This window comes from Anaeromyxobacter sp. SG17, from assembly GCF_022690695.1.
GTDB lineage: Bacteria > Myxococcota > Myxococcia > Myxococcales > Anaeromyxobacteraceae > Anaeromyxobacter > Anaeromyxobacter soli.
On sequence record NZ_JALCYX010000014.1, the window covers coordinates 59206 to 82232 of the forward strand.

The 23027-nt window shown below is 74.0% G+C and carries 19 protein-coding genes; 15 read left to right on the forward strand and 4 right to left on the reverse strand.

Translation table 11 applies throughout. The features are described from left to right. Positions 1-30: 30 nt before the first annotated feature. Together MNY60_RS08115 and MNY60_RS08120 are read left to right on the forward strand one after the other, a co-directional pair. The gene (locus MNY60_RS08115; RefSeq protein ID WP_242360352.1) at positions 31-1338 is read left to right on the forward strand and encodes a DUF2157 domain-containing protein; all 1308 of its coding nucleotides are present in this window, start codon (positions 31-33) and stop codon (positions 1336-1338) included. After that, positions 1325-1846 (forward strand): GDYXXLXY domain-containing protein, encoded by a 522-nt coding sequence (locus MNY60_RS08120; RefSeq protein WP_242335485.1) that lies wholly within the window; start codon positions 1325-1327, stop codon positions 1844-1846. Before MNY60_RS08115 ends, MNY60_RS08120 begins: the two co-directional genes overlap by 14 nt. A 16-nt stretch (positions 1847-1862) precedes the next feature. On the opposite strand, the gene MNY60_RS08125 is transcribed toward MNY60_RS08120, so the two are convergent. Together MNY60_RS08125 and MNY60_RS08130 are read right to left on the reverse strand one after the other, a co-directional pair. After that, positions 1863-3314: a PAS domain-containing sensor histidine kinase gene (locus tag MNY60_RS08125; RefSeq protein WP_242354696.1), complete on the reverse strand. Its 1452-nt coding sequence runs from the start codon at positions 3312-3314 to the stop codon at positions 1863-1865. Between the two features lie 9 nt (positions 3315-3323). Then, positions 3324-4415: an alpha/beta fold hydrolase gene (locus MNY60_RS08130; protein ID WP_242360353.1), complete on the reverse strand. Its 1092-nt coding sequence runs from the start codon at positions 4413-4415 to the stop codon at positions 3324-3326. Positions 4416-4712: 297 nt separating this feature from the next. Here MNY60_RS08130 and MNY60_RS08135 point away from each other — a divergent pair, with 297 nt between their 5' ends. From MNY60_RS08135 to MNY60_RS08165, 7 genes are all read left to right on the forward strand, one after another. Continuing rightward, the gene (locus MNY60_RS08135; RefSeq protein ID WP_012099225.1) at positions 4713-5051 is read left to right on the forward strand and encodes a P-II family nitrogen regulator; all 339 of its coding nucleotides are present in this window, start codon (positions 4713-4715) and stop codon (positions 5049-5051) included. Positions 5052-5059: 8 nt separating this feature from the next. After that, positions 5060-6115 carry a nitrogen regulation protein NR(II) gene (locus tag MNY60_RS08140; protein WP_242335494.1) on the forward strand — a complete coding sequence of 352 codons (1056 nt, stop codon included), beginning with the start codon at positions 5060-5062 and terminating at the stop codon, positions 6113-6115. 87 nt (positions 6116-6202) lie between these two features. Further along, entirely contained in the window at positions 6203-7657 is a 1455-nt protein-coding gene (locus tag MNY60_RS08145; RefSeq protein WP_242360354.1) for a sigma-54 dependent transcriptional regulator, read from the forward strand. Positions 7658-7914: 257 nt separating this feature from the next. Then, positions 7915-9339 carry a type I glutamate--ammonia ligase gene (gene glnA, locus MNY60_RS08150; RefSeq protein WP_242335500.1) on the forward strand — a complete coding sequence of 475 codons (1425 nt, stop codon included), beginning with the start codon at positions 7915-7917 and terminating at the stop codon, positions 9337-9339. Positions 9340-9512: 173 nt separating this feature from the next. Further along, on the forward strand, positions 9513-10763 hold the full coding sequence (locus MNY60_RS08155) for an MFS transporter (protein ID WP_242360355.1): 1251 nt from the start codon (positions 9513-9515) through the stop codon (positions 10761-10763). 85 nt (positions 10764-10848) lie between these two features. Further along, a complete protein-coding gene (locus MNY60_RS08160) occupies positions 10849-11967 on the forward strand; it encodes a DUF2332 family protein (protein ID WP_242335505.1) in 1119 nt (372 codons plus the stop codon). Next, the gene (locus tag MNY60_RS08165; protein WP_242360356.1) at positions 11964-12623 is read left to right on the forward strand and encodes a hypothetical protein; all 660 of its coding nucleotides are present in this window, start codon (positions 11964-11966) and stop codon (positions 12621-12623) included. Before MNY60_RS08160 ends, MNY60_RS08165 begins: the two co-directional genes overlap by 4 nt. Positions 12624-12663: 40 nt before the next feature. On the opposite strand, the gene MNY60_RS08170 is transcribed toward MNY60_RS08165, so the two are convergent. After that, positions 12664-13410, reverse strand: coding sequence for an SDR family oxidoreductase (locus MNY60_RS08170; RefSeq protein ID WP_242360357.1), 747 nt, complete (start codon positions 13408-13410; stop codon positions 12664-12666). Between the two features lie 157 nt (positions 13411-13567). On the opposite strand from MNY60_RS08170, the gene MNY60_RS08175 reads away from it, so the two are divergent. Then, positions 13568-14872 carry an MFS transporter gene (locus MNY60_RS08175; RefSeq protein ID WP_242360358.1) on the forward strand — a complete coding sequence of 435 codons (1305 nt, stop codon included), beginning with the start codon at positions 13568-13570 and terminating at the stop codon, positions 14870-14872. 3 nt (positions 14873-14875) lie between these two features. Here the strand turns inward: MNY60_RS08175 and MNY60_RS08180 are convergent, their stop codons facing one another. Beyond that, positions 14876-16162, reverse strand: coding sequence for a hypothetical protein (locus tag MNY60_RS08180; protein WP_242360359.1), 1287 nt, complete (start codon positions 16160-16162; stop codon positions 14876-14878). Between the two features lie 231 nt (positions 16163-16393). Here MNY60_RS08180 and MNY60_RS08185 point away from each other — a divergent pair, with 231 nt between their 5' ends. The 5 genes from MNY60_RS08185 to MNY60_RS08205 form a co-directional block, all read left to right on the forward strand. Next, positions 16394-17950, forward strand: a complete 1557-nt coding sequence (locus tag MNY60_RS08185) for a CotH kinase family protein (RefSeq protein ID WP_242360360.1) — start codon at positions 16394-16396, stop codon at positions 17948-17950. A gap of 152 nt (positions 17951-18102) precedes the next feature. Continuing rightward, on the forward strand, positions 18103-19140 hold the full coding sequence (locus MNY60_RS08190; RefSeq protein WP_242360361.1) for a sulfate ABC transporter substrate-binding protein: 1038 nt from the start codon (positions 18103-18105) through the stop codon (positions 19138-19140). A gap of 34 nt (positions 19141-19174) precedes the next feature. Further along, positions 19175-20260, forward strand: a complete 1086-nt coding sequence (locus MNY60_RS08195; protein WP_242360362.1) for a porin — start codon at positions 19175-19177, stop codon at positions 20258-20260. A gap of 172 nt (positions 20261-20432) precedes the next feature. Then, entirely contained in the window at positions 20433-21749 is a 1317-nt protein-coding gene (locus MNY60_RS08200) for a response regulator (RefSeq protein WP_242335532.1), read from the forward strand. A gap of 168 nt (positions 21750-21917) precedes the next feature. Then, positions 21918-23027 (forward strand): alpha/beta hydrolase family protein (locus tag MNY60_RS08205; RefSeq protein WP_242360363.1); only part of this gene is annotated, 1110 nt, incomplete at its 3' end.

Genomic DNA, 23027 nt, shown 5'->3' on the forward strand with positions numbered 1-23027 from the left:
GGTACGCTCGCCTCCGCGAAGGGGGCCACCATGGAACGAACATCCCGGGGGTTCCGCGAAGGGCTGCGGCGGGAGCTCCCCGCCTGGCGCACGGAGGGGCTCGTCAGCGACGAGGCTGCCCGCGCGCTCGCGGCGCGCTACGACCTCGCCCGCGCGGAGCCGGGCGGGCCGAGCTTCCTCGCGGTGTACGTGCTCGGCGCGCTGCTCGTCGGCGCGGGCGTGGTGTCGCTCGTCGCCTGGCACTGGGAGGCGATGAGCGCCGCCGCGAAGCTCGCCACGCTCGGCGTCGCGATGGCCTCCGCGCACGTCGCCGGCTTCTGGCTGTGGAAGAGCGGCCGCTCGGAGCGGCTCGGCCACGCCCTCACGGTGCTCGGCACACTCGTGTTCGGCGCGAGCATCGGGCTCGTCGCCCAGATCTTCCAGGTCTCCGGCGCCTGGTGGGGCGCCTTCGGCGCCTTCACCGTGGGAGCGCTCGCGGCGGCGCTCCTCTACGACAGCGTCCCGCAGCTCCTCCTCGCCGCGGTGGGCGGGCTGTGGCTCTTCGGGCCCGGGCTCGCCTCCGATCACGGGCTCTGGGGGATCGCGCTCGGCCACGCCGGCGCCGCGGCGGCCGCGGGCCTCGCCTGGCGGGCGCGCTCGCGCGCGCTCCTCGTCGTCGGCGCGGTGGGCGTCGCGCTCACGCTCGCGAGCGCGCTCGACGCGCTCCACGCCGACGCGGCCGTCCTCCCCTTGATCGCTGCGCTCGGCGCCGCGCTCGCGGCGGCGGCCCTCGTCGTGCGCGATCCGGCGCGGCTCCCGCTCGGCGCGGCGGCCCGCCTCCTCGGGCGGCTCGCCTTCTACGGCGCGGCCTACCTCCTGTCGTTCCACGAGCTGGCGAGCCACCTGCAGCTCGAGCAGGGCGTGACGCGCGACCTCGCGCTCGGCGTCGTGCCGCTCCTCGCGGCCGCCGGCGCCGGGCTCGCCGCGGGGCTCCGGCGCGACGACGTGGACCCGCTCGCCCGGGGCGAGGCGATGCTGCTCGCCGCGACCGTGCTGGCGGTGGTGGCGGGGCTCTCGCTCGAGGCCGGCCGCGGGGCCACCCTCGTCGCGAACCTGGCCCTCGCGTTCCTCGCCATCGGCCGCATCGTGCGCGGGCTGTCCTGGCTCGCGCGCGGGCCGTTCTGGGAGGGCATGGCGGTGGCGGGCGTGCTCGTGGCGAGCCGCTTCCTCGAGATCGAGACGCGCCTGTGGCTGAAGGGCGCCGCGTTCATCGCCTGCGGCGTCCTGGTCCTCGTGGCCGGCGTCGCGTTCGAGCGGCGCCGCGCCCAGCGCGAGGAGGTGGACCATGCGCTCGCGTAGCCCCCTGCGGCTCGCCGCCGTCCTCGCTCTGCAGGTCGCCATCCTGGCGGCGATCCCGCTCCGCCAGGTGCGCGCGCGCCTCGACGGCACGGTGGTGACGCTCGAGACCGTGCCCTTCGATCCCTTCGACGTCCTCTCCGGCTACTACGCCACCCTCCGTTACGCCGCGGAGTCGCCCCCCGGGCTCGTCGAGGCGAAGCTCGCCCCGGGTGACACGGCCTTCGTCGTGGTGGAGCACGCCGTGCCCGCCTGGCGCGCCGTGGGCGTCGCGCGCGAGCCGCCGCCCGCGAGCGCGAGCGGGCGCGTGGCGCTCCGCGCGGTGATGACGCGGCGCGGGCTCGAGATCGTCTCGGCGGGGCGTTTCTACGTCCCGGAGAGCCGCCGCGCCGCGGTGGACGAGGCCCTGCGCGCGCGCCGGGGGAAGGCCCTCGTCGACCTGCGGGTGGACGGGGCGGGGAACGTCGCGCTCCTCAGGCTGCGCGACGGCGAGCGCGTGCTCGCCGAGTGAGCCGCAGCGAGGACGTTCAGCCGTGCGCCGCCCCGGCCCCGCGGTGGGCGCGGCCGGTGAGCGTCCGCGTAGCGGTGGGCTCCGCGGGGATCGCGAGCCGCGCCACCGTCCCGCCCCCCTCGCGCTCCTCGAGCGCGAGCGTCCCGCCGTGCGCGTCCGCGACCTTCTTCGCGAGCGCGAGGCCGAGGCCGGTGCCCTTCTCCTTCGTCGTGAAGAACGGCCGGAACAGGCTCGCCCGCGCGTCCGGGGCGAGCCCCGGCCCGCGATCGCGGATCTCGATCGTCGCCTCGCCGTCGGCGGCGCGGGCCACGAGCTCCACCTCGCTCGCAGCCGGCGCGGCCTCCACGGCGTTCCGCACGAGGTTCACCGCCGCGCGCCGGAGCTGCTCGCGGTCGGCCTTCGCCTCGCCCTCGCCGTCGAACGAGACCGACACCTGGCGCTGCGCCGCGAGCGGGGCGGCGAGGTCCGCCACCTCGGCCACGAGGAGGCGCAGGTCCACCGGCTCGCGCAGGGGCGGCCTGGCGCGCGCGTAGTCGAGGAACTCCTCGACCACCTTGGAGAGCGCGGCGAGCTCGCTCTGGATGCGCGAGACGTGCGGCGCCTGCGGGCCGCCCTGGAGCTCCTCGGCGAGGAGCCCGGCGAAGAGGTCGAGCGCGCCGAGCGGGTTCCGCACCTCGTGGGCGATCCCGGCGAGCAGGGTCTCGCGCTCCTCGTCGCGCGCGCGGAGCGCCCGCCGCATCTCCTCGAGCGTGTCGCGCAGCGTGCCGATCTCGTCGTGCCGCTCCCGCCGCCACAGCGGGGTCTCGAGGTCGCCGCGCGCGATGCGGCGGGCCGCCTCGGTGAGGCGCGTGAGCGGGCGGGTGACCGAGAGCGACGCGAGCGCGGCGACGAGCGCGCCGAGCACCGCGCCGGCGATGGCCACCGTGCCGAGGAGCCGGCGGAAGCGGCGCAGCGTCACGAAGGATGCGGCGTTGCCGTCCGCGCCCACCACCGCGAGGACGTTGCCCGCCTCGTCGGCGAGCGGGGCGTAGCCGGTCTTGTAGAGCCGCCCATCCGAGCCCTCGAACAGGATCTGGCTCGCCATCGCCCGCCCGGCGGCAGCTTCGGCGATCTCGAAGCGATCTCGCTCGAGCGCGGGGACGGGCTCGCCGATGGGGATCCGCCCCTCCGAGTCCACGAGCGCGGTCCGGTCCGGGCGAACCACGAACAGGCGCGTCCCGGTCGCGCGCGCCACGGGGAGGAGGCGCGCGCGGATGTGGCCGTACGTCCGGGTCGACTCCTGGCCGGCCTCGAGCCGGGCGACGCGGTCGGCGGGCAGCGCGGCGGCGGCGGCGCGGGCGGCCACCACGAGGCGCGCCGAGAGCTCGTCGTCGAGCGCGCGGCGGGCGAGCCGGTCGGCGACGAGCGCCATCACCGCGAGGGAGAGGAGCGCGGGCAGGAGCGCGGCGAGGGCGAAGCGGAGGCGCACCGGGCGATGCTACCCCGGCACGGGCGCGGCAGACGACCGCCCCGCCACGCCGCCCTCGGCGGGAAGCGCGCCGCTCTGCTCGAGGAGGAAGTCGCGCACCATCGGGAACACCACCTCCGGCGCGTTCCGTCCGAGGAGCACGTCGCCGTGACCGTAGTCCCGGCCGCAGCTCCAGTAGCGCTTCGGCCCGGCCCAGCGCCGGAAGGCGGCCTCGACCACGGCGGGTGGCGCGAGGCCGTCCTTCTCGGCGGAGACGAAGAGCGCGGGCTGGCGAGCGCTCGCGAGCAGCGCGCGGTAGTCGCGACTGCCGTCCATGGAGCGGAACGAGTCCTCGCGCACGAAGGCGGCGAACTGGGCGAGCACGCCGGGCTGCAGGTTCTCGATCGCGTTCGCGAGCATGCGCCGGTAGACGGGCCGCTCGACGTTCCGCATGTTGATGGCGAGATCGGCCGCGGCGGGGTGCCAGTAGCCGGAGAACGGCGCGAGGAGCCGCGAGCCGAGCCGCAGGAACCCGCCGAGCGGCAGGTGGCGGAGCTTCACCACCGCGCGGAGCCGCTCCTGGACGTCGAAGTGGGCGGGCGCGGCGAGCGCCACGAGGGCGGCGACCCGCTCCGGGAAGAGCGCGCAGGCGGCCATCCCGAGGAGCGCGCCCTGGCTGTGGCCGACGAACAGGACCTGCGCCTCGCCGGTGGCGTCGCGGATCGCGTCCAGGGCGGCGGGCACGTCCTCGCGCAGGTAGGTGTCGAGGTCCCAGCGCCGGGTCGGCCCCCGGCGCGAGCCGCCGTGGCCCCGGAGGTCGAGGGCGAAGCAGTCGAAGCCGGCGCGGGAGAGGAACGCGGAGAGCGAGTAGCGCTCCACGCCGAAGTCGAGCGCCTGCCGGTTCATGGCGATGCCGTGGACGAGCAGCACCGGCGGGCGCCGCGCCGGGCCGCGCGGGCGGCGCCGGCCGAGCGCGAGCGTCCAGCCGTCGCCGGTGCGCGCGGGGACGACCTCGTCCTCGCCCGTCGGTGCGGCGAGACGCCACTGCCAGAACGCGTAGTGGAGGGCGGTGAGGACCGCGAGCGCGGCGACGGCGAGCAGCGCGAGGAGAGGGCCGGACATCGGGCGCGGATTGTAGCCGGGAGCGCGGCGGGGCGTGGCCTGACGGTTGCAGCCCAGGCTCCCGTGGCCCTCGCTCGAACGGTCGAAGCTCTGCACTCGGCCGTCTCTGCGTGGGACGCGCGAGGAAGCGAAGCCGGTGAGAAGATTGCTGTCTGGTTCTCGTGCAGCAGCCTGCTCGAATTCCAGGCAGCACGCCCGCAGGGTGAGCAGGCGGGAGCCGTTCCGTCGGGCGCGTTGACCGGCGGCCAGGGCCGGGCGTAGCGTGGAAAAACAGACACTTACCCACAGGGGTGCGCCGTGAAGAAGGTCGAGGCGATCATCAAGCCGTTCAAGCTGGACGAGGTGAAGCAGGCTCTTTCCGAGGTGGGCGTCGCCGGCCTGACCGCCACCGAGGTGAAGGGCTTCGGCCGCCAGAAGGGGCACACGGAGCTGTACCGCGGCGCCGAGTACGTCGTGGACTTCCTGCCGAAGGTGAAGGTCGAGGTCGTCGTCTCCGACCAGCTCGTCGGCCGCGTCGTCGAGGTCATCGAGCGCGCCGCCAAGACCGGCCGCATCGGCGACGGCAAGATCTTCGTGCTGCCCGTGGAAGAGGTCATCCGCATCCGCACCGGCGAGCGCGGCGACGAGGCGCTGTAGGCGGGAGCTTGTCCCGGAACGGCAAGGCTCCCCCGCTGCCGGCGGCGCTCGCCCGCGCCGCGGTGGACTCGATCGCCGACGCGGTGGTGATCGTGGGCGCCGACGGCGGGGTGGTGCACCTCAACCCCGCCGCGGAGGAGCTCTTCGGCCGCAGCCGCGAGCGCGCCGTCGACCTGCCGGTGCGCGCGCTCCCCGGCGGCGCGCAGCTCGCGATCCTCTCCGAGCGCGTGCGCATCTCGCAGGAGAGCCAGTCGATCGACTACCCGAGCCCGCAGGATCCGGGCATCGCGGTGTCGGTCGAGGCGGGCCCGCTCCTCGACGGCCCCGCCTGCGTGGGGACGGTGATCGTGCTGCGCGTGCCGCGCGCCTCCGAGCGCGCGCTCGACTTCGAGGCGCTCGCCGCCGGCCTCGCGCACGAGATCCGCAACCCCCTCGCCGGCCTGCAGGGCTCGGCCGAGCTCCTCGCCCGCGAGGCGGAGGGCCCGGCGCGCGAGTACGCGGCGGTGATCGCGCGGGAGGCGAAGCGCGTCGACGGGCTCGTGCGCGAGCTGCTCGACCTCGCCCGCCCGGCGGCGCTGCAGACCGGGCCGGTCGACCTCCACGACGTGGTGGGGGACGTCCTCGTGCTCGCTCGCGGCATCCCGGGCGCCGAGAAGGTCACGTTCGTCGAGCGCTACGACCCGTCGCTGCCCAAGCTGCACGGCGACGCCGAGAAGCTCACCCAGGTGATGCTGAACCTCGTCCGCAACGCGCTCGACGCGGTGGCCGGCCGGGCGGGCGCCCAGGTGGTGCTCGAGACCGCGGCCTCCTCGCTCCGGCTGCGCGCCGCGAGCGGGCGCACCCGGCCGCTCGCGCGCATCTCCGTCCAGGACAACGGCCCGGGCATCGCCGAGGCGATGCTGCCCCGGCTCTTCACGCCGTTCGCCACCTCGAAGCCGCACGGCACCGGGCTCGGCCTCGCCGTGTCGCGCCGCATCGTCGAGGCGCACGGCGGCCGCATCGAGGTGAAGAACCGCGCCGCCGGAGGCGCCGAGGCGAACGTCTACGTGCCGCTCGACGTCTGAGGGCGCGCGAGGGGGCGGCCGCCCGGCGCGTGGCGCGCTGGCCCCGTCCTTGCTTAAGCCAGGCGGCAGATCCTGACCGGAGGCGTGGTGCGCAAGGTCCTCATCGTCGACGACGAACCCTCCGTGAGGTTCGTGCTCGCGCGCACGTGCGAGCGCGCGGGCGTGCCGTTCGAGGAGGCGGGCAGCGCCGAGGAGGCGCGCGACAAGCTCCGCGCGCTCGGCGGCGGCCGCAACGGCGTCGGCCTCGTGCTCCTCGACGTGAGGCTGCCCGGGGACGACGGGTTCAAGCTGCTCGGCGAGATCGGCGGGCGCTCCGACTCCCCCTTCATCGTGGTGATGACCGCCGAGGACACGATGCGCTCGGCCGTCGAGGCCATGAAGCGCGGCGCCGCGGACTACCTCGGCAAGCCCTTCGACCTCGCCCGCGTCGAGAAGCTCGTGCGCGACCTCGCGGCGGCCGAGCCGGAGGGCGCGAACGGCCACGAGGTGGCCGAGCCCGGCGGGCTCGAGCGCCACCTCGACGCGAACGCGGAGCCGCGCCGCTACAGCGAGATCGCGCTGCCGGAGACCCTCATCGGCCGCTCGGCGGCGATGATCGAGGTCTACAAGGAGATCGGGCGCGTCGCGCGCACCGAGATGACCGTCCTGCTCATGGGCGAGTCGGGCACCGGCAAGGAGCTCGTCGCCCGCGCCGTCCACGCGAACTCGACCCGCTCGCGCGGGCCCTTCATCACGGTCAACATGGCCGCGATCCCGAAGGACCTCATCGAGAGCGAGCTGTACGGCCACGAGAAGGGCTCCTTCACGGGCGCGGTGGAGCGTCGGCCCGGCAAGTTCGAGCTCGCGAGCGGCGGCACGCTCTTCCTCGACGAGATCGGCGAGATGCCGATCGAGCTGCAGGCGAAGCTCCTGCGCGTGCTGCAGGAGCGCGAGGTGGATCGCGTCGGCGGCACCCGCCCCCTCGCGGTGGACGTGCGGATCGTCGCCGCCACGAACGCCGATCTCGCGCGCTCCGTCGAGGAGGGCCGCTTCCGGCGCGACCTCTACTACCGGCTCGCGGTGGTGCCGATCCGGCTCCCGCCGCTCCGCGAGCGCGAGGGCGACGTCATCCTCCTCGCCCGCCACTTCGTCGCGAAGTACGGCGAGCAGCTGAAGGGGCGCCCGGTGGCGCTGGGGCGCGACGCGGAGCCGCTCCTCGCGGGCCACCCCTGGCCTGGCAACGTGCGCGAGCTGCAGAACGTCGTCCAGCGCGCGCTCCTCAAGCTCGCCGGTCCGCGCCTCGGCGCGAAGGACCTCGCCGGCCTCTTGCCCGCCGCGGCGGGCCAGGAGCGCGGCCTCAACGGCCTCGTGGAGACGATCCTCGACGCGCCCGCGCCGGAGGGCGGCCGCTACCACGCCGCCCTCGCCACGCTCGAGGCGCCGCTCCTCGCCGCCGCGCTGGCGCGCACGAACGGCAACCAGCTCCGCGCCGCGGAGCTCCTCGGCATGAACCGGAACACCCTGCGCGAGCGCATGCGCGCGCTGGGGATGAAGGCGAAGTAGCCGTCCGCCCGCCTGCCCGGACTCGCCGAGGGCGGCCCCGGGGAAGGCGCCCGCCCGCCGGGCCCTCGTGGAACGGCGCCCGGGAACGGGGCAGACTGCGGCCCGCTGCCCGAGATCCGGGCAGCACGCTGCCCAGCGGGCACGCAGGAGGAGGCGGGCCCCGCCTGGATCAGGGCTGCCTTCGCGATCCGGGGCGTGGCATGCAGCGTGCTATCCCCCCGCCCGTTCCCCCCACCGACTCACGGAGAGAAGACCCGATGCCGAAGATGACGCCGAAGCAGGCCCTCGACCTCGCGAAGGAGAGAAAGGCCACCTACGTCGACCTGAAGTTCATGGACTTCGTCGGCATCTGGCAGCACTTCTCGATCCCGCTCTACGAGCTGTCCGAGGAGGTCTTCGAGGCCGGCCTCGGGTTCGACGGCTCCTCGATCCGCGGCTGGCAGGCGATCCACGCCTCCGACATGCTCGTCATGCCGGACGCCGAGACCGCGGTGATCGACCCGTTCATGGCGGAGCCCACGCTCTCGCTCATCTGCAACGTGGTCGACCCGATCACGAAGGAGCCGTACTCGCGCGACCCGCGCAACATCGCCATCAAGGCCGAGAAGTACCTGAGGTCCACCGGCATCGGCGACACCGCGTTCTTCGGCCCGGAGCCGGAGTTCTTCATCTTCGACGAGGTCCGCTACGACCACGGCGTGAACCACGCCTTCTACAAGGTCGACTCGGGCGAGGGGCAGTGGAACACGGGCCGTGAAGAGGCCGGCGGCAACCTCGGCTACAAGCCCCGCTACAAGGAGGGCTACTTCCCGGTCGCCCCGACCGACTCGCAGCAGGACCTCCGCACCGAGATGTGCCGGGTGATGGAGTCCGTCGGCATCCACGTGGAGCGCCAGCACCACGAGGTCGCCACGGCCGGCCAGGCGGAGATCGACATCCGCTTCGAGTCGCTCGTGAAGTGCGCCGACAACCTCCAGTGGTTCAAGTACATCATCAAGAACGTCGCCCGCCGTCACGGCAAGACCGTGACGTTCATGCCGAAGCCGCTGTACGGCGACAACGGCTCGGGCATGCACGTGCACCAGTCGATCTGGAAGAGCGGCAAGCCGCTCTTCGCGGGCGACGGCTACGCGGGCCTGTCGGATCTCGCCATGTGGTACATCGGCGGCATCCTGAAGCACGGCCCGGCGCTCGCCGCGCTCTGCAACCCCGGCACGAACTCCTACAAGCGGCTCGTCCCGGGCTTCGAGGCGCCGGTGAACCTCGCCTACTCGGCGCGCAACCGCTCCGCCTCGATCCGCATCCCGATGTACTCGCCCTCGCCCAAGGCGAAGCGCATCGAGTTCCGCTCGCCCGACCCGTCCTCGAACGGCTACCTCGCGTTCGCGGCCATGCTCATGGCCGGCCTCGACGGCATCGAGAACAAGATCAACCCCGGCCAGCCCCTCGACAAGGACATCTACGGCATGTCGCCGGAGGAGCTGAAGGACATCCCGAAGATGCCGGGCTCGCTCGACGAGGCGCTCGAGTGCCTCCGCCGCGATCACAAGTTCCTGCTCAAGGGCGACGTCTTCACCGAGGACGTGATCGAGACCTGGATCCAGTACAAGTACGACAAGGAAGTGAACCCCGTCCGGATGCGCCCCTCGCCGATGGAGTTCGCCCTCTACTTCGACATCTGATGCGCGCGCTGCGCGCGCGCGTCAGATGTCTCAGACTTCGACGGTGTCTACGTAGGGGGGCGTTGCCCCCCTACACCCCCCGGCAAGTCACGGCCGCCCGCGAGGGCGGCCGTTCTCTTTTGCGGGCCGCACGCGGGGTGACGGTGTTGCCTCCCTCTGCTACACCTCGCGCCTTGGCCTCCCTCCGGAACAGGCTCTCCCACGCGCTCGGCGGCCTCCCGGCGACGTTCTGGATGCTCTTCACCGGCATGCTCGTGAACCGGCTCGCGAGCTTCGTCGGGATCTTCCTGGCGCTGTACCTCGTGCGCGAGCGCGGCCTCTCCCCGAGCGCGGCGGGGCGGATCGTCTCGCTCTTCGGCGTGGGCGTGCTCGTCGCCGGCCCCCTCGGCGGAACGCTCGCGGACGCGATCGGCCGGCGCGCGACCATGCTCCTCTCGCTGGGCCTCGGGGCGCTCGCGGTGGGCTCGATCGGCTTCTTGCGCGCGCCCTGGCTCCTCGGGCTGTTCGCGTTCCTCGCGGCGGCCACGAGCGAGCTCTACCGGCCGGCGATGAACGCGGCGATCGCCGACCTCGTGCCGCCCGAGGACCGCACCCGTGCGTACGGGCTAGTCTACTGGGCGGTGAACCTCGGCTGGAGCATCAGCCTCGCCTTCGCCGGCCTCGTCGCCGAGCGGAGCTTCCTCCTGCTCTTCCTCGCCGACGCCACCACCTGCCTCGCCTTCGCCGCCCTCGTCTTCCTGCGCGTCCCGGAGACCCGGCCGGCGGGTGCGCAGGCGCACTCGCCGCTCGCGGGCCTCTCCATCGCGTTCCGCGACGGGCAGCTCGTCACGTTCCTCTTGCTCCACCTGCTCGGCCTCGTGGTGTTCCTCCAGTTCCAGCTCGCCGCGCCGCTCGACATGGCGGCTCACGGGATCGGGCCGAAGGGCTTCTCCCTGCTCATGGCGATGAACGGGTTCGGGGTGGTGCTGCTCCAGCCGCTCCTCGGGCCCGCGCTCCAGCGGCGGGACGGCGCCAACCTCCTCGCCCTCTCCGCGCTCCTCTTCGGCCTCGGCTTCGGGGTGAACGCCGCGGTCGGCACGGCCCTCGGCCAGGCGGTGGGTCCACTCTTCGTGTATGGTTCCGGCGTCCTCTTCTGGACGGTGGGCGAGGTGGTGGGGTTCCCGACCGCGAACGCGCTCGTCGCGAACCTCGCGCCCGCCGCGCTGCGCGGTCGCTACCAGGGCGCGTTCTCGATGGCGTGGGGCGTCGCCTTCACGCTCTCGCCGCTCGTCGGCGGCGAGGTGCTGACGCGCTTCGGCGCGCGAGCGCTCTGGCTCCTGTGCCTCGCGCTCGGGTCGCTCGTGGCGGCCCTGCACCTCGCCGCGGCGGGCCCGCGCCGCCGCCGCCTCGCCGCCCTCCGGGCGCACGCACCGCCGCCCGGCTGAGCGGCTGCTGTCGCCCGTGCTGCCCCTCCACCGGGGAGGCGACATCGGCCGACCGTCCGCAGCATGGGGATCGGAGGAGGCCGGCATGGGCGCGCGACGGACCGGGATCGACGGGCTGTTCGAGGAGCTCGAGCGCGTGCGCGGGAGCGCGGTGAAGCGGTGCGCTCCGTACGTCCGGGCGCTCGAGCTGTTGCCCGAGGCGCTCGCCGGTCCTGCTGCCCGGTTCCTGGCCGCCGCCTGGGAGCGGCGCACGTTCCACGTCTACTGGGAGCGGCCGCTCCTGCTCCTCGCCGCGCTGCGCCACGATGCGATGAAGGAGGGCGAGGGCCACCCGCTGTTCGCCGCCTTCGCGGCGCCCGCGCCGAGTGCCGCCGCGGTCACCGTCGACGCGCTGCGCGCCGCCCTCGACGGCACGCGCGAGCGGCTGTTCGACACCCTCGCGGAGCGGAGCCTCCAGACGAACGACACCTCGCGGGCGGTCGCGTGGCTGTGGCCCGCGGCGCTCGCGGGGCTCTCGAACGGCGCGCGCCCCTTGGCGCTCGTGGACGTCGGCGCGAGCGCGGGCCTGAACCTCGTCGCCGACGCGCTGCCCGCGATCTGGACGGACGAGGCGGGCGCTCCGCTCGAGGTCGCGAAGGGGGTCGCCGCGGTGACGCGCCTCGGGCTCGATCCCGCGCCGCTCGACGCGACGAGGCCGGAGGACGCGGAGTGGATCCGCGCGTGCATCTGGCCCACCGACGCCGAGCGGCTCGCCCGGCTCGAGCTGGCGCTCGGGGCCTACCGCCTCGCGCTCCGACGCCCGGACGCGCCCGTGCTCGCCCCCGTGGCGGCCACGGCGGTGCCGGCGCGGCTCGACGTCCTCTCCGCCGCCGAGCGCGGCGCGCTCGTGCTCGCCTATCAGACGGTGATGCGCGACTACCTTCCGCCGCAGGAGCGCGCCGAGTACGCGGCGGGGATGCGGGCCTGGCTCTCGGCCCAGCCGCCCGGCCAGGCCCTGTGGGTGGAGCTCGAGGCGGCCGGGCCGGAGGCCGGCCCCGAGGAGCCGGCCGCGATCATCGCGCACGTCCGGTCCCCGGCCGGCGCCGTGAAAGACCTCGTCCTCGCCGGCTGCGGCTTCCACCCGACCCGCATCGCGCGGCGCACCGGGGCGGTCGCCGAGCTCGCAGCGCTCCTCGCGCGCGAGCCCGCAGCCGCGCACCCTTGACCGGGCGCCCAGAGCTCCTCCTCGCCGCCGCCCTCCTCGCGACCGCGGAGCCTGCCGCCGGCGCGGAGTGGGGCGTGCAGCTCCTCGTCGGCGGACCGCTGAACCTGCGCACGCCGCTCACGATCCGTCAGCGCGGCGAGCCCGACCTGCACCTGCGCGCCCGCTGGGCGACGCGGCCGTTCGAGAACCCGATCTATTACGGCATCGGCGGCTTCCGCCGCGAGGGCGGGCGCGAGATCTCGCTCGAGTTCCTGCACCACAAGATCTACCTGCAGAACCCGCCGCCCGAGGTGCAGGACTTCTCCGTCTCCCACGGCTTCAACCTGCTCGTCGGGTCCTACGGGATCGAGGTCGCCCGTGGCGTCTGGACGCGCCTCGGCGGCGGCCTCGTCCTCGCGCACCCGGAGAGCACCGTCCGCGGGCAGGCGCTCGACGAGCGGCGAGGTCTCTTCGGCCTCGGGTTGCACCTCGCCGGGCCGTCGCTGTCCGCCGGGATCGAGGGGCGGCTGCCGCTCGGCACCGATCGGCTCCGGCTCACGGTCGGCGGACGCGTCGTCGGCGCCTACGCCGGCGTCCCGATCGCGAACGGGAGCGCGCGCATCCCGAACGTCGCCTTCCACGCGACGGCGGGGCTCGACGGCGTGCTCGTGCGGTGAACGCGCCGGGAGCGACGCCGCCCACGCCGTGTCCGGCGGTTCACATGGCGAGGCCGCCGTCCACGTCCACGCACCGTCCGTCGAAGTAGTCGCACTCGACGATGAAGCGGAGCGCCCTCCAGATGTCCTCGGGCGTGCCGATGCGGCCGACCGGGATCGCCGCGACGAGCGCGTCGCGGGCCTTCGCGTTCATGCCCTGCGTCATCGGCGTCTCGATCATGCCCGGCGCGATCGCGCCGACACGGATGCCGAACGGCGCGAGCTCGCGCGCCCAGGTGACGGTGTTCGCCGCGAGGGCGGCCTTGGCCGCGACGTAGTTCGACTGGCCACGGTTCCCGTGGCGCGCCACGGACGACATGTTCACGACGACCCCCGGGCGCGTGCCGGCCCTGGCCAGCGTCGCGGCGACCTCGCGCGCCATCAGCGTCGCGCCGGTGAGGTTCACGCCGATGACGGCGTCCCAGTCCGCCCGCGGGAGCGTGGTGATCTCGCCGGTGGCGCGATCCCGCTTCACGAGCAGCCCGTCACGGATGATGCCGGCGTTGTTCACGAGCGCGTTGAGGCCCCCCATCGCCTGCGCCGCCCACGCCACGAACGCCTTCACGTCCTCCTCGTCGGAGACGTCCAGGCGGCGGCGGTGGACGCCCGCGGGGAGCTCGGAGAGCTTCGCCTCGTTCACGTCGCCCGCCGCGACCACCGCGCCCGCCTCGGCGAGCCGGTGGACGAAGTGGGCGCCCATCCCCTGCGCACCACCGGTGACGATCACCTTCAGCTCTCTCAGCTCCATCGGCGCGTTCTCCCATCGTTGACGTCGTTCAGCCGCTCCCGCCGTCCCCGCCCACCGCGGCGCGTCCCCACCGTCGACGTCGTACGCTCCGTCGACGGCGCCGGCGCGCGGAGGCGTTTGACGCCGGCCCGCCTCTCCGGTTATGCGCCTTGGCCCCATGGCCACGCACCCCAGGCTCGCAGCGCCAGCCCTCCCGGAGCCAGCGCACAGGAGGGGCCCTCCGGGCCGCGGCGCCTGGTGGCGAGAGCCGACCCGCCCGCAGTGGCTCTCGTTCCTCGCCGCCTGGCTCGGCTGGGTGCTCGACGGCTTCGACTTCACGATCTTCCTCCTCGCCATGCGCGACATCGCGAAGGAGTTCGGCGTCACCTACGTCGCGACCGCCGGGAGCATCACCCTCACCCTGCTCGTGCGGCTCGCGGGCGGGCTCGCGGCCGGCGCGCTCGCCGACCGGGTCGGGCGGAAGCTCCCGCTCATGATCTCGATCGCGTGGTTCGCGCTGTGCGACGGCGCGGTCGCCTTCGCGCCGTCGTTCGGCTGGGTGCTCGTCTTCCGCACGCTGTTCGGGTTCGGGATGGGCGCGGAGTGGACGGCCGGCGCCGCGCTCGCGATGGAGAGCTGGCCTGTGCGGAGCCGCGGGATCGCATCGGGCCTGCTCCAGGGGAGCTGGGGGGTTGGCTTCATCCTCGCGGGCGTCGCACACGCGTGGGTGGTGCCGGCCTTCGGCTGGCGCCCGCTGTTCCTCCTGGCCGCGCTTCCGGCGCTGCTCGTCATCCCGATCCGGCTCCTCGTGCAGGAGAGCGCGGAGTGGCGCCGCGCGGCGCGGGAGCGCCCGCGGACCTCGCTCGCGGAGCTCGCGCGCGAGGGGGTGCTCCTGCGGATCGCCTGGGCGAGCGCGCTCCTCGGGATGAGCTTCTCCGTCTACTACGGCCTCACCGGGCTGTGGCCTGCGCTCCTGCAGGGCGAGCTCGGCCGGCCTCCCGGCGACGTCGCCGGGCTGGTCACGCTGTTCAACGTGGGGATGATGGTGGGCGCGGTGGGCTGCGGCTGGCTCGCGAGCCGCGCAGGCGTGGTCCCCGCCCTCGCAATTCCGCTCGTCCTCCTCCTGCCGGCGCTGCCGCTCCACGTCGGCCTCGCTCCCGGCCTCCTGTGGGCGGGTGCGCTCCTCGCCGGCGTGCTCGGGGCGGGCACCTCCGGCGTGACGCCCATGCTCTTCACGCTGCTCTTCCCCCCGCACGTGCGCGCCCGCTCGATGGGCGTCGCCTACCACGTTGGCGCGCTCGTCGCCGCGGTCACTCCGACCCTCGTGGCCGCGCTGCACGAGGACGCGGGGGTCCCGCTCTCCCGCGCCATCGCCGGCGTGGTCGCCGCCGCGGCCGCGCTCACGCTGGCGGTGCTCTTCCTGCGCCCGCGCGGTGCGCTGGCGGACGGCGGGGCGCCGCTCCCGGAGGGCACCGCGCGCTGACGTTCAGCGCAGCGCCGCGGGCCAGAAGCGCCAGGTGCACGCGGTCTCGCTCTCGAGCGTGCCGGCCACCTCCTGCACGAGGGTGCCGTCCGGACCGATCCACGGCGCGGGCGGCGCGCGCCAGGGGAAGCGCTCGCAGGCCGCCGCGCCCGGGAGGGCGAGCGTGCCGCACACCTCGCCGTCCGGCGCGACGATCTCGAGCGTCTGCGCGCAGGCGCCGCTCCCGTCGGGCGCGCTCCGCGCGAGCGCGTAGGCGCGACCCCCGAGCACCCGGTGCAGCGCGGCGCCGCCCGCCGCGGCGAGCCACGCGGGGACGGGACCGCCAGCGAGCTTGCCCGCCTCGAAGCGCCGCACGAACGCGCCCGCGCCGTCCTGCAGGGCGAGGCTCCCGTCGAGGAGCGCGACGAGCGTCCCCGGCGCGGCGACGCCCGCGTCGAACGGCGGCCCGAGCGGCGCGCCGTCTGCGTCGAACCAGCGCGCGGCGACCGCGCCCGGCGCGCACGGCGTGACGCCCGACCAGAGGACGAGGATGTGCCCGGCGGGGTCGGCGCCGACGGCGAGGGCGACGGAGGAGCGGAGCACCGGCGCGTCCGCCTCGCGGCGCGAGACCTCGACCGTGAAGAACGCGCGCAGCGCGCCGCGGGCGTCGAAGCGCGCCGCGTAGATCCCGTTCTCACCCTCCGCGTCCCCCGGCCCGGCGGAGACGACGAGCGCGCCGCCCGCGCCGTCCGGCGCGACCGCGTAGGGTCCCGAATAGCCCGCCCGCTGCTGCAGGAGCGTGAAGCCGGATGGCCATGGATCCGCCGAGACCGGCGTCGTCCGCCCGTCGGAGGTGAAGGTCGCCGCGCCCGAGGCGTGGCGGTACGCGAGGAAGCCGGAAGGCCCGCCGAACACCTCGGCGCCCCCGAAGAGCTTCGCGGGATCCGCCGCGTACCAGGCCTGCGTGCCGTCGGCCCTCCAGACCGCGAATGCGCCGGTGGCGTAGGTCGGCCCGTAGAGCAGGCCCGCCGCGACCGCGCCCGTGCCATCGGTGGTGGCCGCCGTGCACACCGCACCCGCGCCGAAGGCGGGAAGGCTCGCGTTGATCGCGGGGGGAAGCGCCGGGACGGTGATCCCGGCGCACGACCCGCCGGTGGGCGCCGGCGCGGGTAGCTCGGGAGCCCTCACGCAGGTGAGGCGGGTCACGTCGGCGTCCGAGAGGCGGCTGCTGCCGGTCCCGACGCCGTCCTTCGCGCCTGGATTCCCGCACGCCGACAGAACGACCACCGCCAGGAGCACGTTCGCCCGCATCGGGACCTCCGCGGCGAAACCTACGTGCGGTGGGTCGGCCAGGCGACGCCCGTCCGGCGCGCCCCTCGGGAGGCTGGACGCGACACCGACGCTGCTTCGCTCGGGCGGCTTGGTGCATCGGGGGGGCCGTGATCCGTGCAAATACGGCGGTCCCGATGAGGCTCGGCCCGGCTGAGGAGGTTCACACTTTCACACAAACAACTACCTGTCCGCTCGGAGGCTGTCCGAGCGATGACCCGAGCGCTGCGTTCCACCTCGCCGGTGCTGGTGCTAGTCGCGGTCGCCTCGGTCGTAGCGTGCTCGCGGGAAGCGCCGGAAGCGGGGCTCGATCCGGTCGCTCCGCCCCCTGCTCCGCCTGAGTGCGAGATCACGCTCGCGGGCCCTCCCTGGATCGTGGAGGGGGAGCGGCTGCAGCTCTCCGTGGGGTGCAGGAACGGCGCTGCTCCGCCGGCTGACCTCGTGCTGGAGGGGCTCCCCGCGGCGGCGCGGCTCGATCCTCTCGCAGGAGAGATCGTCTGGCAGACGGGGCTCGCCGACGCGGGGGTGTACCGTGTCAGCGTTCGCGTGCCGGGCAAGATCGGGGCGCAGCTCCAGCTCGGGATCGCTGACCGCTGGAACGCGACCGCGAACACTCCGCCGGACCCGGCCCGATACACCGAAGAGTACGGGCTTCCCGTGTTCCACCTGCAGGTGGATGAGGCGGCACTCTCGGACGTGGACTACGTTCCGGCGATGCTCACGTACAGAGGGACGAATTATTCACTGGACGTGAAGTATCGCGGCGCGATTTCGCTGAATTACCCAAAGAAGAGCCTCACCCTCTCGTTCCCGGGTGGAGCGTTCTCGGACCCCGTCCTCGGGTTCCCACCGCGCAAGAAGATCCTGCTCGTCACGACCTTCGACGATCAGACGCTCATCCGGAACCGTCTTGCCCTCGGGCTCTGGTCGCTCGTCGCCGACCACCCCATCGACGTGCGCACCGCGAGTGCCGTCCTCTACCTCAACGGCGAGTTCCGGGGCGTCTACATGATGAGCGAAAAGATCGCGGGCCAGGTGCTCGAGGAGCACGGCCTCGACGGCGACGGGAACCTGTACTTCGCGATGTCCTGGTTCGCAAACTTCCGCGAGACGGGGCCGGAGGGCCAGCCGAAGGTCACGTGGCACGACGGGTACGAGAAGGACGAGGGCACACCGCTCGAGGGGGAACCTGGCGCTTTCGACGACCTCGACGCCTTCGTGCAGCTCGTCGCGACGGCCGATGACGCGACCTTCGCGGCGGCGCTCCCGGAGACGGCTGACGTGGACGAGCTGCGCGACTGGTGGGTGCTCGCGATGCTCACGTACTCGACCGATTGCGTCGGAAAGAACACGTTCCTCTATCACGATCCGCGAGGTGGCCCATGGCGAGCGACGGTGTGGGACTACTCGGGGAGCCTCGGCCGGAATTGGCAGACCTTTCTAAGAGGCCCGGAGAACTCGACGGAGTTCACTGACAAGAACCACCTTTTCGAGCGCCTCCTCGCGCCTCCCTTCGACACGGGAACGCGCGCACGGCTGGGCACGGCGCTGCGGGAGCGGGTGCCCGTCGAAGCGGTGATCGCCGAGTACGATCGGCTCGTCGCAGAGACGGCTGCGGCCGCGTGGCGCGACGACGCGCGCTGGGGGAGCGAGCAGCGCGCGTTCTTCGAAAACTGGGGACGGACGGACTGGCACTCGTATGAAGACGAGGTCGCCTACGCGCGCGAGTGGATCGCAGCGCGCTGGGCGTACCTCGCAGAGCGCTACTAGCAGCCTGCGGCATTCCCCACTCCTCTGCTGAAAGGCCCGCAGGGCGCACGCCCTCGGGACCGTCCGCTTGACCGGACGGCCCGCCGTTATCTAGGATGTCCGTTATAACGGACGTCCGGCCGTTCGGCCGTCACGCAACCCAGGGGAGTGTCATGACGAGAGGGGAATCGAAGCTGTGGAGGAACGCCGCCGCGGCCGCGCTCATAGCAGTCGCGCTCGGCGCGGCGCCGGCACGGGCCACGGAATCGGCGGGGGGCGAGGCGAAGCTGCTCAACGTCTCGTACGACCCGACCCGCGAGCTGTACGACGCGGTCAACAGGGCGTTCGCCGCCAGGTGGAAGGCGAAGACCGGCCAGGACCTCAGCGTGCGGCAGTCGCACGGCGGCTCCGGCAAGCAGGCGCGCGCCGTCATCGACGGGCTCGAGGCCGACGTGGTCACCCTCGCCCTCGCCTACGACGTGGACGCGATCGCCGCGCGGGGGCTCCTCCCCGCCGACTGGCAGAAGCGCCTGCCGGAGCGCGCGTCGCCTTACACCTCGACCATCGTCTTCCTCGTGCGCAAGGGGAACCCCAAGGGCCTGCGCGACTGGGACGACCTCGTGAAGCCCGGCGTCCAGGTGATCACCCCGAACCCGAAGACCTCGGGCGGCGCGCGCTGGAACTACCTCGCCGCCTGGGCGCACGCGGTGAAGAAGAGCGGCGGCGACGAGGCGAAGGCGCGCGAGTTCGTGAGGTCCCTGTACCGGAACGTGCCGGTGCTCGACTCGGGCGCCCGCGGCTCCACCATCACGTTCGTGGAGCGCGGGCTCGGCGACGTGCTCCTCGCCTGGGAGAACGAGGCGTTCCTCGCCGTGGAGCAGCTCGGGAAGGGGAAGTTCGAGATCGTGGTGCCGCGCTCGAGCATCCTCGCGGAGCCGCCGGTCGCGGTGGTGGAGCGGAACGCCGACCGGCACGGGACCCGCGCGCTCGCGCAGGCGTACCTCGAGTTCCTCTACACGCCCGAGGGCCAGGAGCTCGCCGCGAGGAACTACTACCGGCCCCGCGATCCGGCGGTCGCGGCGCGCCACGCGGCCCGCTTCCCCAGGCTCGAGCTCGTCACCATCGACGCCTTCGGCGGCTGGCAGAAGGCGCAGGCCGCGCACTTCGCCGACGGCGGCGTCTTCGACCAGATCTACACGCCCGGCCAGTGAACGGCGTTCCCTAAAGACCTCCCGGAGAAGACCCATGAGCTTCCGCCTCTCGCTCGCCGCGCTCGCGGCCGTCGCCACCCTGCTCGCCCCGCCCGCCCGCGCGCAGGAGAAGACCTCCCCCGTGTTCTACGGCGTGCTCAACGTCCAGGCCTCGCGCCTCGACGCGCCCACCCCCGGCGCGACCACCTCGACCGTGGAGCTTCGGCGCGCCCGCATCGGCGCGCGCGGCGAGGTGACGCCGCACGTCGCCTACTCCTTCCTCTTCGACGCCGCCGACGCCTCGGTGAAGGACGCCTACGCGGCGCTCCAGGGCTTCTCGCTCTTGCCCGGGCTCGAGCTGCGTGCCGGCCAGTGGAAGACGCCCTTCGGCTACGAGCAGCCGGAGAGCGACACGAAGCTCCTGTGGGTGACGAGCTCGTACGTGGTGGCGGCGCTCGCGCGCTCCACCACGACCTCGAGCCTCACGGCGAGCTCCGACGCGCGCGACCTCGGCCTCGGGGTGGTGGGGCGGTGGAGCATCGCCGGCGGGCTCGGCGCGGACCTCGCCGCCTCGGTGGTGAACGGCGCGGGCCCCAGCCGGCGCGACGATCTCGACGAGAAGAACGTGTGGGGCCGAGCCGGGCTCTCGCTCGCGGCCGGCAGGACGACCGTCCGCGCGGGAGGGTCGTACGGCTACGGGCGTCAGCTCGCCGGCCTCGGCGCGAACGGCCGCTTCGACGGCGTCGGCGCCGCGGTGGACGACACCTCGTTCTACTTCCTGACCTACGGCGCGGACGCGACGCTCGACACCCCGTATCTCTTCGCGGCGGCCGAGCTCATCCAGTCGGAGCGCGACGTCTTCACCGCCGCGACCGGCGCGCGCTCGGACGCGCTCGCGCGCGGCTGGTACGCGGGGGTGTACGGGAAGACCCCCTGGAACGTGGGCCCGGTCTTCCGGGCGGAGCGCTTCGACCGCAACCGCACGACCGCCGGCGATCGCAACGAGCGCTACACGGTGGGCGCCTACGTGGACCTCCTGCCGATCAAGGCGCGGCTCATCGCCAACTACGAGCTCGATCAATCGCAGAAGGCGGTGCGGACGGGAGATCGGGCGGTCCTCTTCGGGCAGGTCATCTTCTAGGGCGGGGCGGGGCCCGGGCCCCGGCGGTCGGATCGACGCCGGGGCCGACTCTCCTTCGCGCGAGCGCGGGGCGTGCCCCGCCTCCGGAGCGAGCGATGCGGCCGGTAGGCCGCGCGGCCACACCGGCGCACGCGTTGATCCGATGTGCCCCCACCGGTATCGTGCCGGGACCGTGCGGCCGAAGATCCTCCTCGTCGACGACAACGCCGAGCTGCTCTCCCTGCTGGCCCGCCTGATGGAGGCCGAGGGGTGGACCCCCATCGCCGTCGGCAAGGGCCACACCGCCATCTCCAAGGTCGCGACCGAGAAGCCCGCCGCCGCGGTGGTGGACGTCCTCTTGCCGGACATGATGGGCTACGACGTCGCCCACGCGCTCCGGAACGCGAGGGTGCCGTTCGTCTTCATGACGGGCGTGTTCAAGGGCGGCCGCGCCGCCACGGACGCGCGCACCCAGCACGGCGCGGCCGAGTACTTCGAGAAGCCGTTCGAGGCGCACAAGCTCGTGCTGGCGCTGCGCGCGCTCCTGCCGGCGACGACGCCCGCGCCCACGCGCACCCCGGCGCCTCCGCCGCTCCACGGGAACGACTTCGACGTGGAGGTCGCGGTCGAGGCGGACGAGCCCCTCGAGCCGATGGAGCTCACCGGCAAGGTGGTCCTCACCGAGGACGGCAAGGTCTCGGCGGTGCTCCGCGGCGAGACGGTGACGGCCGCGTCGGTGGGGAGCCCCGCGCGTCCGCCGCCCCGCCCCGCCCCGCCGCGCCCGCCTCCGAGCCGCCCGGGGCCCGACCTGTCCCGCACCGAGGGACGGCTCGAGGACAACGTCCCCGAGCTCATCACCGCCTTCCACCTCGCGCAGCAGACCGGCGAGCTGACCCTGCAGAAGGGCAAGGTCAAGAAGACGATCTACTTCGAGAAGGGGCGGCCCTGCTTCGCCATCTCGAACCTCGTCACCGACCGCTTCGGCCCGTTCCTCGTGCGCGTGGGCAAGATCACCACCGCCCAGCTCGAGGAGTGCCAGGCCGCCGCCGATCGCTCCGGCCGGCGCACCGGCGACATCCTCGTGGAGATGAAGCTCCTCAAGGACACCGAGAAGCTCTACTACCTCGCCCAGCAGGTGAAGGCGATCGTCTACTCCGTGTTCGGCTGGGAGGAGGGCGAGTACCGGATGCACTTCACCGACCGGGCCGCCCAGGAGGCGATCAAGATCGACCTCCACCCGGCGAACCTCATCGTCCGCGGCGTGAAGAAGCTCTACAAGCCGGAGCGGCTCTTCCGCCTGCTCAGCCCGGAGGACCGGCTCATCCCGAGCCCGCAGCCGGCCTACGGGCTGCACGAGGTCGAGCTCGAGCGCTGGGAGGCGGAGACGCTGCCCAGGGTGGACGGCACGCGCACGGTCGCCGAGATCGTCCACCACGCCCAGCGGCCCGAGCACGCGGTGTACGGCTTCCTCGTCGGGATGTTCGCGCTCAAGATCCTCGACCGGAGCTGAGGCCCGGGCTCGTTCCCGCGGTCGGCCCCACGCCGCTCGCCCGCTCGCTTCGTCCGTCCCGGCGCGGGCCTCCCACGATTACAGCTTCCCGCGATCGACCGCTCGCCCCGCCGCCCGTGGGGGCGCGCGTCGGCGCGTCCCGCACTATCGTTTTTGCGGAGCGCGACCATGCATCTCTTGGATCTCATCTTCGGCGTTGCGATCCGGGGACACCATTTCTTCGAGGACGGCTGGGGTGATCGCGCGATCTGCGCGTCCGCCGATCCGGAGCTGTTGCTCCGGCGCAGGACGCGGCCCATCGACGTCCGGCTCTCACCGAGCAGGCGTGCGCACGGCGGGATCGTCCGCGACGGGACGTTCGAGAGCCCGGAGGAGCGGCTGCCTCCCTGCGCGCGCACGGCGCGAGTGAAGCTCCTCCTCCCCGAGGGCGAGCTGCGCGGCGTGTTCGTGCACCTCGCCGCCTCGGGCGACCAGGGCTTCGGGATGCGGCTGCGCTTCGCCGAGCCGCTGCTCGCGCACGGCGTCGGCGCGGCGGTGCTCGAGAACGCGTACTACGGCGCGCGCCGTCCGGAGGCGCAGCTCCGTCACGCGGTCCGCTCCGTCGCCGACATGCACCTCATGGCGGCCGCGACCTTCCTCGAGGGCCGCGCGCTCCTGCGCTGGCTGCGCGACGCGGTCGGCGCCGAGCGGGTGGGCGTGACGGGCTACAGCATGGGCGGCCAGCTCGCGGCGATGGTCGGCGCCGCGGCGTCGTTCCCCGTGGCGGTGGTGCCGGTCGCGCCGGCCTGCTCGCCGGACTCGGTCCTGCGCGCGGGGGTGCTCCGGCACGTGCCCTCCTGGCCGAAGCTCGCGGGCGAGGGCGAGAGCGAGGAGTCCGTGCGCGAGGCGCTGCTCGCCATGGCCGCGCAGTTCTCGGTGACCTGCCTGCCGGCGCCCGTCTATCCCGAGGCGGCCATCGTGGTCGGCACCGCCTCCGACGGCTTCGTGCCGCCGTCGGAAATGCGGCGCATCGCCGAGCACTGGGGCGCCGAGCTGCGCTGGTTGCCCGCCGGACACGTGAGCGCCATCCTCCGCCACCAGGGCGCGATGCGGCAGGCGATGCTCGACGCGCTCGAGCGGCTCGACGCGGCCCCGCTGCCGAGGCGCCGCCCGCGCCGCGAGGCGCTGCGCGAGGACGCGGTGAAGACGGCGCCCCCCGCGATCGCCGCCCGCCCGGGCCGGCGCGACCGGCCGCGCGGCGCTGCGCTGCGCCAGCGGCGGCCCGCGACGCGCAGGCCC

Coding starts and splice junctions, on each gene's coding strand:
- MNY60_RS08115 (WP_242360352.1), top strand. CDS start 31: ATGGAACGAACATCCCGGGGGTTCCGCGAAGGGCTGCGGCGGGAGCTC.
- MNY60_RS08120 (WP_242335485.1), top strand. CDS start 1,325: ATGCGCTCGCGTAGCCCCCTGCGGCTCGCCGCCGTCCTCGCTCTGCAG.
- MNY60_RS08130 (WP_242360353.1), bottom strand. CDS start 4,415: ATGTCCGGCCCTCTCCTCGCGCTGCTCGCCGTCGCCGCGCTCGCGGTC.
- glnA (WP_242335500.1), top strand. CDS start 7,915: ATGCCGAAGATGACGCCGAAGCAGGCCCTCGACCTCGCGAAGGAGAGA.
- MNY60_RS08160 (WP_242335505.1), top strand. CDS start 10,849: ATGGGCGCGCGACGGACCGGGATCGACGGGCTGTTCGAGGAGCTCGAG.
- MNY60_RS08170 (WP_242360357.1), bottom strand. CDS start 13,410: ATGGAGCTGAGAGAGCTGAAGGTGATCGTCACCGGTGGTGCGCAGGGG.
- MNY60_RS08175 (WP_242360358.1), top strand. CDS start 13,568: ATGGCCACGCACCCCAGGCTCGCAGCGCCAGCCCTCCCGGAGCCAGCG.
- MNY60_RS08180 (WP_242360359.1), bottom strand. CDS start 16,162: ATGCGGGCGAACGTGCTCCTGGCGGTGGTCGTTCTGTCGGCGTGCGGG.
- MNY60_RS08185 (WP_242360360.1), top strand. CDS start 16,394: ATGACCCGAGCGCTGCGTTCCACCTCGCCGGTGCTGGTGCTAGTCGCG.
- MNY60_RS08190 (WP_242360361.1), top strand. CDS start 18,103: ATGACGAGAGGGGAATCGAAGCTGTGGAGGAACGCCGCCGCGGCCGCG.
- MNY60_RS08195 (WP_242360362.1), top strand. CDS start 19,175: ATGAGCTTCCGCCTCTCGCTCGCCGCGCTCGCGGCCGTCGCCACCCTG.